The organism is Streptomyces sp. NPDC015125 (assembly GCF_043080045.1).
Classification (GTDB): Bacteria; Actinomycetota; Actinomycetes; order Streptomycetales; family Streptomycetaceae; genus Streptomyces.
The window spans coordinates 369,004-381,157 of record NZ_JBIBVF010000002.1 but is presented as its reverse complement, the minus strand read 5'-3'; the positions used below and the strand labels follow the sequence as shown (position 1 = coordinate 381,157).

The window sequence follows — 12,154 nt, the reverse complement described above, 5'->3', positions numbered from 1 at the left end:
GGTGCATCAGCGTGGGGCCACGTCGGCGCGACTTCAGGCCGGCCCCGGATACGCACCGGGCACAGGCGGCGGAAGAGGCACGGGCTAGGTGGGCGCGGTCGCTGTACTGCCGGCAGTGCCCGGCCGTGTTCCCGTGGGAGGATGCGGTGGCCGTCTGGCCTCTCGGTGCACAACGAGGCCCTGACTGAAGTCGAACCAGGATCCAGTCAGGGTCGATTACTCCGGGAAACGTCTGAGCGGAGCAGGAGCAGGTCTTCTGCAGCCGCAGTGAAACCCACGAACACAGCGGTCATGGCCTCGAGGTAGGCGCCGGCTACCGCGTTGGGTTCCTCCACGCCGGGGTCGAGGTTGCCCGTCCACCAGCGATGCACAAAGCCGGGCACGTCCGTCACGGCCATCCCAAGGTCCGTGGACCTGGTCTGCAGTCGGCGCGTCGCCGAGCAAGTAAGTCTCGAAGCAGGAGGCGGAGAGAAGGCTGCGTCCAACGCCGGCCCTTTCGATCAACTCCTCGACTCCTTCATCCCATTTGAGCGCAAAGCGCAGGTTGATGCCGGTTTGCAACTATCCGGACGACGAGGAAGCCTTCGATAAACTGCCGGCTCCGCCGAGAGAGCAGGCCGTGGCTCTCAACGAACCGCTCCGGTCATTCCGCGCGGCATAGAGCACGGCGTAGCCGACCTGCCGGCCTTTTCTGGCGGACGCGGCCTGGCTGGTCAGCGTGGCGACTGGCGGCGCCGGCACCCACGGGCTGCTCTGACGGGGACTACGGCGATACCCCGCCCGTGTCGGGCGGGGTATCGCCTTGGCGCGGGGAATGTCGCATCCATTCGTTTATTGATCGTTTATTGAGGCTCGGCAGGATGTGAAGTGTCGAGAAGGATCCTTCACAGGGGACGGTATGGCCAAGCTCTATCTGGAGAAGCTCAAGTGCGTCACGACTGAGGGCTGGAGCGGCTTCGACGAGCCGAGGCTTGTTGTCCAGAATCGTGGCACTGTGTGGAATGGGACGGTGCTGGGAGACCGGATGTACACCGTCAAGTACGACTGCGACTTCACGGGAACGATTGCCGTCTCTCTCGGGGAGGTCGGCGAATCAGGCGGGGATGGCGGGCTCGGGGAGCAGTGGATCACGGACACGCCCGGTGAGCGCAGCCTGCGCTTCCGGGCGGATGGCGCTGAGTACAACCTGCTGTATGCGGTGGAGTAGGTAGCTCGAACTGAACCAGACCGACGCCCACCGGCCCCGGATGGAGTTCCGGCGCGCAGAACGCAAGCTGCCCCCGCCCAGTTCGGGCGGGGGCTTCTTCGTCGCCGGCTCCGATCAGTCACCGTCCGGCACGGCGTCGACGTGCTTGATCGCGGTGCGCACCACGATGAGGTCGGGGCCAGGTCAGCGGCCAGGTGTTACATCTGCCGGAGTCTGTGGCGTCGTTGCCGGGTGGGTCGCCGTTGCCGGGTGGGTCGCCGTTGCGGGGCAAGTACGCGCGGCCGCCGGAGTACATCGCGCAGTGACTGGTGCCGATCGGTGCGGCCGTGCCGGGTGTCCTGCTGCTGGTGAGTGGCATGGTGGCCGCCGGGGCCGTACCACTTGTGTGCGGTGCTGGCGGCGGCTTCCGATTGTCGCGGCAGGCGTCTGCGGCGGCGAAGGCACGGGAGCGGTGGGCGCGGTCACTGCACTGCCGGCAGTGGTCGGCAGTGTCCCGCGGGAGGGTGCAGTGGCCGTCTGACGCTGCGGGTGGTGTAGCAGGGTGGTGCGGCGCCGCGGCTCTGGCTCTATGCCTTGGTCCGGGCCAGCTGGGTGCGGATCTGGTCGATTGCTTCGAGGGCTGAGAGGTCGGTGAGGCCCTCCACCAGGGGGAGGTGCTCGGTGCAGAACCATTCGGCGTTCTCGGGGTGCCCGGTCCAGTCGTCGGGGTAATCGACGGTGGGGCGGAAGTACACGACGGTGAACTCGTCGGAGGGGTTGCGCTTCCTGGTTGCCGACATTGCGCAGGCTACGCACTCCGGTGGCATCACGGGCGGGCCTCTCACTCGTTGCGGAACGGTGAACGAGCATCGTAGAGGCGATGGTTCGGTCCCACCCGTCCGGGGCGGGGCTTCGTCGTGCCGGTCGGCAGCCGTCCGTAGGATCGCAGAGTACTTGATCACGGATCTTGGGTGAGGTGAGGACACGAGCGTCCCGCCGGCGGGTGGGCGACTCACCCGGCGCAGCAGGAGGCACAGCAGCAGCGGGCCGCCCCGCCTCCACCCCACCGACTGAGACCGACGGGCGGTCAGGGGATCAGTACGCAGTGGTTCTCGATGACCCTGCCGCTGCGATCCAGACCACCGCAGATGGCCAATCGCGGATATGCCCTGAACTCGCGGTTGACGACGAACCGCCACCGCGACACGTTGGCCTTGCGGTTCCCATAATCGCCCACGAAGGCGCGCAAGGTCCCCGGCAGCCCGTCCCTCGTCGTGACGGTGATGTCCTGAACGAAGTCGCGCCCCTGGTAGGCAGTAGCCACGCAGATGTAGGTGCCGCAGGTGGACTTGACCTCGGCGCTCGCCGGTGCTGCGGTCGCCAGCCCCACAGCACTGGCTGCGGCGAGGAGAGCCGCGACCGTCGCCGATCGTCGCCGCGTAGGTGTCACCGGCCGGACCATCTCTTGGCGCGCGTACATCACGAGACCCCCTTGACTGCGTGCGTCGGTTGACGGCACAACTACCCACACTGTCGCGGGCCCGCCCGGATTCGACAAGTAGCGAGGAAATTACGGAGCGCTATGTTTCGCCTGGCGATAGCTATACGGGAACGGGGCTTCACACACCGTCAGCGGTGGCAGACGAGAGCAATGAGTTCCGTGTCCAGGGCCCTGACCTGCCCACTGAAACTCTTTTCTGCACAGCTGAGATCGACGATCTGCGCCTGATCTGTCAGCGCTCAGACCGTGATTCGTCCCGTGCTATCGGTCATGTCGGCTCAGCAGACTCACTCGATGCCACCCCTCGCCGGTCCCACGGGAGACGGACAAGGGGCACTGCTCACCAGCGACGCGGAGTCAGCCAATTCGATGAGATCGCCCCATGTTCAATGAACAGGACTGCTACGGCGCCCATGGCGAGGGATGCCGCAGCTGAGGGGAGCTGAAGCAGCCCGGAGCTGTCCGCTCGATCATCACGGCTGTTTCCGGCCCAAGGGAATGATCACGCCACTCCTTGGGCCTTTTGCGATCTCGGGTGATCTGCCGTCGGTAGACTCCGCTTCTTTGACGACAAGGGGGCCCGGTGTCGAGCAAGCAGAGCCGAATCGGCAGAGTCGCACGAGCAGCTGCCTGCGGGGCCCTGGTCCTGTCAGCCGGTTGCAGCAGCGCACCCGCCACCGGACAGCATGATGCCAATCCACCAGCAAGCGCTGGCACCCCGCCGTCCGAATCCAGCTCCCAGGACAGGGGCGGCGACCAGGCGCCGAGGCCCGAAGCCGAGGACTGCAAACCGAGCGACACGGACAAGGCCGTGCCCACCACCGCACCCAAGGACGTCTCCTGGGACCTGGTCAACACCGTGGCGCTTCCCCGGTCCAAGAGCGCGGGCCCCCTCAAGATCGACGGCACAATCGCCGGCTGCTATGCGCACACCCCCCGCGGGGCACTCATGGCTGTCGCCAACGGCGTGTATCGCTCGGTCCTCGGCGCACCCGATGTCAAGCCCCTCAAGGCCCAGGTGCTGCCCGGGACCGGCCGCGACACGTTGGAGAAGCAGCTGAAGAAGGTCGATCAGCCGGTCCGGAGCGGGCAGATGGCGCAGATCGCCGGCTTCCGCGTGGTGTCCTTCACGGACCAAACCACCGTGATCTCGATCGTCAACGGCTCTCAGTCCGCCAACTCCCTCAAGTCAGTCGACGTCACCGTCCGGTGGGCGAACGGCGACTGGAAGCTCGTCGCGCAACCCAACGGAAGCCTGTCCTCACCCTCTGACCACATTGACAGCCTCGACGGGTACATCCAGTTCGCAGGCGTGTAGCAGAATCCGAAGCTGTGCGACGTCTGCGTCCCGAAACGGGGTGGCAGCCGTCAGCGATAACCGGTGTCGTCGGCGGGGAGGCCCCGGTCCTGGACCTCCACGACGTAGCGCCAGCAGTCCGGCTGGGTGCCGTCGGTGTCGGTGAACCCGTACAGCGGGGCGAGTTGGCCGCTGGAGACGACCGTGCCCGTCCAGCGCGCGACGTCCGGGTCGGCGGCGAGGGCGGCCACCGCCCGCGCGACATAGGCCGGGGACTCGGCGATGCAGAAATGCGGCACCCGGGCGGTCGCCTCCCGCCAGTTGTCCTCGGTCACCCCGAAGGCCTCGAGCATCTTCTCCGAGCGCAGCCAGCCGGGTGTCACGGCGACGGCGGCGCCCTGGTACGGGGCGAGTTCATGGCTCTGGGCCAGGGTCATCCGCTGCACGGCGGCCTTGACCAGGTCGTAGTAGAAGCCCTCGTGGTGGCGGTAGGCGGCGTTGTACTCCGCGGTGCCGTCGGTCATCTCGATCACCAGCCCGCCGGGGTGGCGGATGAGCAGTGGCAGCGCGTGGTGACTGGTGATCGCATGGGTGTCGATGCCCATGCGCAGCATCCGCAGGCCGCCGGCGAGATCGTGCTCCCAGAGGGTGGTGCCGAACCGGGCATAGGCATCGCCGCCGAAGATGTCGTTGACGAGGATGTCCAGGCGGCCGTGCTCGCGGTCGATGCGCCGGACCAGGTCGCGGACCTGATCGCTGTCGAGGTGGTCCACCCGCAGGGCCGTGCCGGTGCCCCCGGCCGCGGTCATCAGTTCCCCGGTCCTCTCGATCGTCTCCGGCCGGTTGATCTCCGAGCGGCCTGCGGTGCGGCTGCTGCGCCCGGTCGCGTACACGACGGCACCGGCGCGGGCGAGTTCCACCGCGATCGCGCGTCCGGCGCCTCGTGTGGCGCCGGCCACCAGCGCGGCCTTCCCGTCCAGCGCACCGGCTCGCGCGTCATCCGTCGCCATGCCTTCGGTCTGCTCCCTTCTCTTCGTCCCCGCTCAGGAAGCCGGGCGGGGACGCGTCGCCCTCGGCGGGGCCGGTGCCGGCCTGCGAGGCAGGGTGGGTACGTAGCGCAAGTGAATCGTGCCGTGTCGGTCAGGAGCTGAGGTGGTATTGGGCCCACGGCTGATGGGCCGGTGCGGAATCCTCGTGGGACGGCGCGAGGGTCCCCCACGGGGCGAGCGCGTTGTCCCATTCCGAGGCCAGGGCGGCCATGTCCGGGACGGACTCCGCGGGCGGCATCGCGCCGGTGTGCCAGGCGGACGCCATCGGGTGCCCCGAGGGCGCGGCGTTCCAGGAGGCCGTCTGCTGTGCGGGGATGGTGTATTCGGACTCGTGCACATCACCGGGACCGCGCCGGTGACGTCCGGCGTGGCTCTCCGCGGAGCCGGGGTAGAACCGCCCCTGGGCGGAGAGCTGTTGGGCCCGGGTGACCAGGCGGGTGAGATCGAGCCCGAATTCGGCGGCGAGTTCGCGCAAATCCACCCCGGTCTGCCAACTGCCGATGAGGACTGCGTCCATCGCCGGGGACCAGGTCTGTTCCGCTGCCCCCGTGCCGCCGGCACCTTCGCGGGGCATACCGGTGGGACGCATTCCGGCAATCGGGTTCTGGTGGGAATATTCGGCGGCGGGATCGGGCAGCGGCGAGGCCTCCTCCGGTTCCCGCGGTGGCGCGGCGGGAGTGGTGGCCGCCAGCAGCTCCTCGGCGACGGCACGGGCGTCGTCCTTGCCCACCGTGCGCCGGGCGATCCGTACTTCCCGCTCGTTCAAACCGAACAGGCCGGCCACCGCGCCGGTGCTGCCCACCGTTACCGCAAATGCCGCCAAAACCCGTGACCGGTCCGCCTGCGCCTCGTCAAGTCGGGCCTGCGCCTCGCGCACCCGCTCATCGCCCAGACAAAACGCTTCTGCCAGCACGGCGTTGCGGTCCCACAGCTCTCTAGGATCCATACCCATTCAACGGCTCTTGGTCAGAGGTGTCCCGACCCGGCCCAGCAAAGCACCCCAAAGCACTCATCGAACCACCAGATGACAATCACCCCGGAGCGCGGCCCATGATCGCCCCCGGTCTGGTCGGGATGTCATATTCCCTGGTCACACGCTTGCGTACATACTCGACGCGGATTGTCGGTGCCATGGGCTACTGTCATGATCGATGACATTTTCATCGTTCCATGTGCTCATGGGGGGGCCATGACTCATTTCTCCCGTATCTCGTCCCGCGTCGCGGGGGCGGTGCTCACCGGAGCCGTCCTGTGCGGCACGGCGGCCTGCACGACGTCGGGCGACCGCAGCGCCGCATCGGGGAGCATCAACGCCACGTCGGTCGCCGCGGTGCAAAAGGCCGTCGACAAGGGCGCCGAGCTCAACTCCGTCTCGTACCGGCTCTCCGGCAGGGTTCCGGGCCAGGGGACGGTCGACGGCAAGGTGTCGTTCAGCATGCGCCCGCGCGCCATCGATATGCGGATGAAGGCCTCCGGGGGCAAGGAGGAGGGCGAGTTCTCGGTGCGGCTCGTCGGAGACGCGGTGTATCTCGGCGGGGGCGGGAAAGCGGTGGCCGCCCTGGACGGCAAGCACTGGATCAAGTTCGCCATGAAGGACAAGGGAGCCGGCGGCCTCGGGGGGATGCAGCAGCAGGCAGACCAGGACCCGGCGGCGCAGGCGTCCTTGCTCCCCCAGTCCGACGACGTCAAGAAGGTCGGCGAGGAGACCGTCGACGGGGTGCGGACGTCGCACTACGCCGGCGTGGTCGAGGTGGCGGATCTGCTGGACAAGCGGGGCGCCAAGGGAGCGCTGGATGCCGAGCGCCGCAAGAAGGTGATCGAGCAGTACCGGCAGCTCGGGGTCAGCAAGCTGGCTCTCGACATATGGGTCGGCCCCGGCGACCGCACCGTGAAGTTCCGTGAGCGCGCGCAGGCGGCCCAGGGCCCGCTGGACGTGACCATACGGTTCTTCGACGTCAACAAGCCGGTCACGGTCCAGGCGCCGCCCGCTTCCGACACGGTGGATCTGGAGCAGAAGCTCAAGGAAGCCGGAAAGCGCCTGGGCTAGGGGTGGTGGGACGACGCGATCCGGCTGCGTTGTCCGGACAGGGTGCCGCCGCGCGGTGCGGGCGCGTCGAGGTGCGGCAGACCGATCGGGTTGGGGAACGGCAGGACATCCGCGGCCAGGAGGCGCCGGACCAGGGGTTCGAGCGCATGCAGCAGCCCCTCGGTCTCCGCCTCGGGCAGCGGGTGCAGCAGCCGTCCGGCCAGCCGGTCGGTCGCCGCCTCGATGCGCTCGCGTTCCTGGCGGCCGTGTCCGGTCGCGTCGCCCCGTGCGTCCACGAGGCCACGGGCGCGCAGCCGGTCCGCCGCGGCCGCCCACTCCTCCTCGCTCCAGCCGCGGTCCTGCCGCATGGTGTCCCTGGGGACGCGACCCGATGCAACGGCCAGGACAAGTGCCTCGCAGCCGTCGAGCCCCTCGTCGGCAAGTACGGTGAGATGGGCGTCGCCCCTGAACTCCCGCACGGTGGTGACCAGTTGCCACAGGCGCTCGACAGGGTCGGCATGGTCGCACAGCGCGCGGTTGGCGGCGAACAGGGGACGGGCGGTGGCCGGCGCCGCGTCGACGATCGTCTGGAGCGGGGGCAGCAGTGCGGGTGCTGTGCGCTCCAGCTCGGGGTCGATCGAGCGCAGCGCTCGGGCCGCACGGCTGCCGCGCTCGTCGAGAACATGTGCCGGGCTGACGACGCTCCAGGCCGCGGGCAGCGCACGGGCCACCATCCCCGGGGCGAACACCCCGAGTACGGCCGTGGCCACCGCGGGTTCCACAGCTCCCATGGGCGCCGTACGCGAGGCGAAATAGCCCATCCAGAAGCCCTTGAGGCCGAGGTCTTCGCCCAGAGCGCGGCACCCGTCATCGAAGTAGCAGACCGCATGCAGCGGCTCGGACAACAGCCAAAGCGATCGTGCGTGCAGCTCCATGAACCGCACGCTACCGCCGGCGGACGCCCGCTGCACCGCATCGCTGCGCGAAGGCCGCCCGTCCCGGCGTCCTCGGCGCACCCGACCCGGATCGAGGATCAGTGGAAATAGCCGACAGCACGGAGATCATCAACAGTGCCCTCGACCGCATCGTGGCGGGCTACGTCTTCCCCAGCCGCGCCGCAGAGGTCGACCGGGCCCTCCGCGCACGGCTGGCAGCCGGTGAGTACCACGCGCTGAGCGGTGCCGCGCTCTGCGAGGCGGTGACCGCGCATCTGCAGGAGGTCTGCCCGGACAGGCACCTCAGGCTGTTGTGGCAGGACGAGCCCCGGCCGCCCACCGCACCCGCGGACGACGGTGCAGGCCGGGCAGCCTTCCTCGCCTTGATGCGGGCCGAGAACCACGGCATCCGCCGCAGTGAACAGCTCGACGGCAATATCGGCTATCTGGACGTGCGCTGGATGGCAGACGCCGGGGAGGGCGCCCGCGCGATCGGGTCGGCCATGGAGCTGGTCGCGCGCACCCGTGCCCTCCTTCTCGATCTGCGGAAGTGCCGGGGCGGCTCACCCGCGGGCTCCGCGATGTGGTGCAGCTACTTCTTCCCCGACGACGAGGTGCACCTCAACGACGTCTACGAGCGCTCCACCGACTCCACCCGGCAGTACTGGACACTCCCGTATCTGCCCGCGCCCCGCTATCTCGATCGTCCGGTGTACGTCCTCACCAGCGTGACCACCTTCTCGGGCGGCGAGGACGTCGCGTACACCCTGCAGGCCCATGGCCGCGCCGAGGTGGTCGGTGAGACGACGAGAGGCGGCGCCCACCCCACCACCCACCATCCGGTGACGGAGCACATCACGGTCACCGTGCCGACGGCCCGGTCCGTCAACGCCGTCACGGGCACCGACTGGGAGGGCGTCGGAGTGCAGCCGGATCGCGCCGTACCGGCCGAGAAGGCGCTCGAAACGGCGCATGAAAGGGCGCGGGGGCGGTGGGGATAGCGGTGCCCGGTGGCGGTCCGGCGTCAGCCGTCGGTGCGGCCGCCCGCGCCGAAGCCCGACTGCCAGGCCCACAGGTGGGTGCAGTTGGGGCACTGCAGGTGCAGGACGCTGCCCTTGTTCGACAGGAGGTAGCGCCAGTGGTCACCGCAGGTGCGGCCGTCGAGGCAGGTTCCGCAGTCCTGGTGGTCCTGGCAGCGGGGGCACGGGACCCAGGCGCGGCGGCCGATATCGGCGGTCGGGTCGAGCGGCAGCATGCTCAGGCCTGCCCGGGACCCGGCAGCACCTCGGCGGCGACCAGCATGTCGTAGGTGGCCTGCTGCTCCGCGTCCAGGTCCGAGTAGAGGAGTCGGTACGCCTCGTCCTCGCCCTCCACCACCGCGATGGGGTCCCAGGTGTCACCCAGCGCCGCGAGGACTTCGGTCCGTCGCCGGGCTTCGTGAGCGGCGAGGTCGAGCTCGAATATCTGGTGGTCAGAGGTGTTGCGATCATTCATGGTGCGCGTCCTGTGCCACTTGCGGATGATGCGGACGTGTCTATCAAGCGGGGCGGCACTGAGGAAGCGTCAGGCGCAGCGCACCGGGACGGGGACCGCTGGGGCGACGAGTCGACAGCTCAGCGTGATGGGAATAAATGGGGCGTACTGGGGTGAAGTTGAACTACTTGGCAAGGGATTATGCGCGGTATGCCGGATTCAAGGGGAAATTCGAGGTGTGACGTAATTCATCCCCGTTGTCGGATCCCCCCTGTGGGAGTGGGGCGTGCCCGGCCGCCCCCCTGCAGGAGTGCGTGCGGCGAGGGGAGTGCATCGGTCGCCGCGAGCGCTCTCCCGGCGGGCGAGGGGTCTGCGCGGACCGCCTCAGGGAGCTCCGGGCCCCCCGGCGGTGGACGGTGGCCGGCCGGGGAGGCGCCGTACCGCGACCGCGGCGGCGTCGTCGCCGAGCCTGCCGTTCGTGTGCGCCAGCAGGTCCACGCGCAGCCGGTGCAGAACCTGCTGCGGACTGCCGTCGCCCCAGGCTCCGGCGCGCTCGACAAGGGGGTAGAAGACGCCCCTGTCGTCGCGGGCCTCGCTCACCCCGTCCGTATAGAGCAGCAGCAGATCCCCTGGCTCGAAGGGGAAGGTCTCGACCTCGTAGTCCGGGGCGCCGGCCAGGCCACCGAGGCCGATCGGCAACGCGGTCCGCTCGCCGTACAAGGGGAGGGCCTGCCCCTCGCGCAGCAACAGCGGGGGCGGGTGACCGCAGTTGATGATGCGCAGCACGGGCCAGCGGTCGGGGAGGTCCAGCAGCACGGCGGTCGCGAAGGTCTCCTCGCTGTCGACGACGGGGTCCGGGCCGGGAGCCGGGACGAGGGGAAGGAGGCCGGCATTCTTGCCGGGGCCCGGCGCGGCCGCCGGCTCCGTCCCGGTCTCGGCGCCCGGCACCTGGTACCACTGACTGCTGTCCCAGCGGACGGCGCCGTCGAGGTGGACGGCCAGTCTGGGCAGGGTGGCCTGCCGGTGGGCGGCCGCCCGGAAGGCGCCGAGGATGAGGGCGGCGTGACCGTAGGCGGGCAGCCCTTTGCCCCGGACGTCGCCGATGATCAGCCGGGTGCTGCTGGTGGTGCGCGCCGCTGCGAACAGATCACCGCCCATCTCCGCCTCCTCCTCGGCGGCCAGGTAGAACGAGGCGATCTCCAGGGCGCCACTGCGCACGGGCAGCGGCCGGAGCAGCACCTGCTGGGCGACCGCGGCCACCGAGCGGCTCTGGGTGAGCCGGCGCTCGTTGCGGTCCCGTACGACGGTGAAGAGCACGACCAGGCCGGAGACGACCACCAGCGCGGCGATCTGGGCCTGCAGATTCGCGGTGAACAGCACCTGGCGCGCGATGCCGATGAACACCTGGGCGGCGACCGCCAGCGCACCGATCGCGGCCGTCAGGCGGGGCCCGGCGAACGCCGCGGTGATCGCGGGAGCCGCGACGAGGAGCGGCCCCAGATGAATGTCGGGCGGCGCGAGAACATCGATCACACAGACCGCCGCGATGAGCCCGATCGGGATCAGCACCAGGACGTGACTCAGTTCCCGTCGTCCGCGCAGCTGTATCCGCCGTGGAAGGGGCATGTCTCATATTTGCACCCGGGTGAGCGAAATGCCCGGCTCACCCCCGTCCCCCTTCCTCCCTCACGCCCTCACCCCGTCACCCCTCCTCCCGCTGCCCCGCCTCTCGCCGCAGGGCCACCTCTCGCCGCAGGGCCGCAATGAGCAGATCGAGCGCGGGCTCGACCGCCGAGCCCGCCATCAGCGGAAGGTGGTCCCGGACGCGGTGCAGGCTGGGGAACTCCTCCGCGGGCAGACCGGCGTACCCGTCCCGCCAGGCCTGCTCGTCCGCCACGCGCTGGGCGGGAGTCAGCCGCAGTGCGCCGGCGTCCAGGGCCGCGTGGCCCAGGGCGGTGTCGACGAGAGCGTGGTACTGGCGGACGGCGGTGGCCTCGTCGAAACCGGCCTGGAGCAGCAGGCCGATGCCCGTGTCGACCGCGTGCTGTTCATGGGGACGGCCCGTGACCCGGACGGTGCTGAACACGGCGATCTGCGGGTGGCGCAGTGCGGAGCGGTAGGCCCGCAGACCGAAGTCGCGCAGGTCGGCGGCCCAGTCGCCGCTGGGCGCGAAGCCGGTCATGGACTCCCCGATGAGGCGGTCGGCCAGCGCCAGCAGCAGATCCTCGGTGTTGCGGAAGTAGCGGTAGACGGCGGACGGATCGGCGCCGAGTGCCGCGCCGAGTCTACGCACGGTGAAGGCCTGCGCCCCCTGGGCGTCGATCAGTTCGCATGCGGCGTCGACGATGAGATCGGCCGACAGGACCACACCTGAACTGGTCGGCCGGCGCCGCTTGCGCTCGACCGGGACGCGCTCGCTCTCCGCCACGCCGAACCCCTCCGCTTCGCTCCGCCCCGGCCCCCGGGCCCTCTCGGGCCAGTTAACCATTCGGTTACGTCAACACCGTTGACACAAGGATGAACGGCCTGTTTCATCGGCGGACATACACGGATCACCGCGGTGCCGTATCCCGCACCACCCCCTTCCGTAAGACGCAGCCGTCCCGCACCCCCGGGCCCGGCCCGCGCCGTCCTGCCCCGCCGCCCCACCCCGCACCTCCGCGTCCCCCTGGCCCGCCCGAGACCGG

General features: G+C 69.6%; 14 protein-coding genes. 4 read left to right on the top strand and 10 right to left on the bottom strand.

What is annotated here, in order from left to right:
- Window positions 1-206 precede the first annotated feature (206 nt).
- Window positions 207-398: a hypothetical protein gene (locus ACF088_RS06680; protein WP_392374300.1), complete on the bottom strand. Its 192-nt coding sequence runs from the start codon at window positions 396-398 to the stop codon at window positions 207-209.
- Window positions 399-898: 500 nt separating this feature from the next.
- Between ACF088_RS06680 and ACF088_RS06675 the strand changes: the two genes are divergently transcribed.
- Window positions 899-1,207 carry a hypothetical protein gene (locus ACF088_RS06675; RefSeq protein WP_392374299.1) on the top strand — a complete coding sequence of 103 codons (309 nt, stop codon included), beginning with the start codon at window positions 899-901 and terminating at the stop codon, window positions 1,205-1,207.
- A gap of 566 nt (window positions 1,208-1,773) precedes the next feature.
- On the opposite strand, the gene ACF088_RS06670 is transcribed toward ACF088_RS06675, so the two are convergent.
- Window positions 1,774-1,986 carry a hypothetical protein gene (locus ACF088_RS06670; RefSeq protein ID WP_392374298.1) on the bottom strand — a complete coding sequence of 71 codons (213 nt, stop codon included), beginning with the start codon at window positions 1,984-1,986 and terminating at the stop codon, window positions 1,774-1,776.
- Window positions 1,987-2,273: 287 nt separating this feature from the next.
- Window positions 2,274-2,636 (bottom strand): hypothetical protein, encoded by a 363-nt coding sequence (locus ACF088_RS06665; protein WP_392374297.1) that lies wholly within the window; start codon window positions 2,634-2,636, stop codon window positions 2,274-2,276.
- A gap of 862 nt (window positions 2,637-3,498) precedes the next feature.
- Here ACF088_RS06665 and ACF088_RS06660 point away from each other — a divergent pair.
- Window positions 3,499-4,005: a hypothetical protein gene (locus ACF088_RS06660; RefSeq protein WP_392374296.1), complete on the top strand. Its 507-nt coding sequence runs from the start codon at window positions 3,499-3,501 to the stop codon at window positions 4,003-4,005.
- Between the two features lie 50 nt (window positions 4,006-4,055).
- Here the strand turns inward: ACF088_RS06660 and ACF088_RS06655 are convergent, their stop codons facing one another.
- Window positions 4,056-4,994 carry an SDR family oxidoreductase gene (locus tag ACF088_RS06655; RefSeq protein ID WP_392374295.1) on the bottom strand — a complete coding sequence of 313 codons (939 nt, stop codon included), beginning with the start codon at window positions 4,992-4,994 and terminating at the stop codon, window positions 4,056-4,058.
- A gap of 130 nt (window positions 4,995-5,124) precedes the next feature.
- The gene (locus tag ACF088_RS06650) at window positions 5,125-5,985 is read right to left on the bottom strand and encodes a hypothetical protein (protein WP_392374294.1); all 861 of its coding nucleotides are present in this window, start codon (window positions 5,983-5,985) and stop codon (window positions 5,125-5,127) included.
- Between the two features lie 237 nt (window positions 5,986-6,222).
- Here ACF088_RS06650 and ACF088_RS06645 point away from each other — a divergent pair, with 237 nt between their 5' ends.
- Window positions 6,223-7,080, top strand: coding sequence for a hypothetical protein (locus ACF088_RS06645; protein WP_392374293.1), 858 nt, complete (start codon window positions 6,223-6,225; stop codon window positions 7,078-7,080).
- Here ACF088_RS06645 and ACF088_RS06640 read toward each other — a convergent pair.
- On the bottom strand, window positions 7,077-7,994 hold the full coding sequence (locus ACF088_RS06640) for a hypothetical protein (RefSeq protein WP_392374292.1): 918 nt from the start codon (window positions 7,992-7,994) through the stop codon (window positions 7,077-7,079). The genes ACF088_RS06645 and ACF088_RS06640 overlap by 4 nt on opposite strands.
- Window positions 7,995-8,095: 101 nt before the next feature.
- Here ACF088_RS06640 and ACF088_RS06635 point away from each other — a divergent pair, with 101 nt between their 5' ends.
- Window positions 8,096-8,995: a S41 family peptidase gene (locus tag ACF088_RS06635; protein WP_392374291.1), complete on the top strand. Its 900-nt coding sequence runs from the start codon at window positions 8,096-8,098 to the stop codon at window positions 8,993-8,995.
- A gap of 23 nt (window positions 8,996-9,018) precedes the next feature.
- Here ACF088_RS06635 and ACF088_RS06630 read toward each other — a convergent pair whose 3' ends face one another.
- From ACF088_RS06630 to ACF088_RS06615, 4 genes are all read right to left on the bottom strand, one after another.
- Window positions 9,019-9,249: a hypothetical protein gene (locus tag ACF088_RS06630; protein WP_381647262.1), complete on the bottom strand. Its 231-nt coding sequence runs from the start codon at window positions 9,247-9,249 to the stop codon at window positions 9,019-9,021.
- A gap of 2 nt (window positions 9,250-9,251) precedes the next feature.
- Entirely contained in the window at window positions 9,252-9,488 is a 237-nt protein-coding gene (locus ACF088_RS06625; RefSeq protein WP_392374290.1) for a DUF6400 family protein, read from the bottom strand.
- A 363-nt stretch (window positions 9,489-9,851) separates the two neighbouring features.
- Window positions 9,852-11,093, bottom strand: a complete 1,242-nt coding sequence (locus ACF088_RS06620) for a PP2C family protein-serine/threonine phosphatase (RefSeq protein WP_392374289.1) — start codon at window positions 11,091-11,093, stop codon at window positions 9,852-9,854.
- A 76-nt stretch (window positions 11,094-11,169) separates the two neighbouring features.
- On the bottom strand, window positions 11,170-11,895 hold the full coding sequence (locus tag ACF088_RS06615; protein ID WP_392374288.1) for a helix-turn-helix domain-containing protein: 726 nt from the start codon (window positions 11,893-11,895) through the stop codon (window positions 11,170-11,172).
- Window positions 11,896-12,154 lie beyond the last annotated feature (259 nt).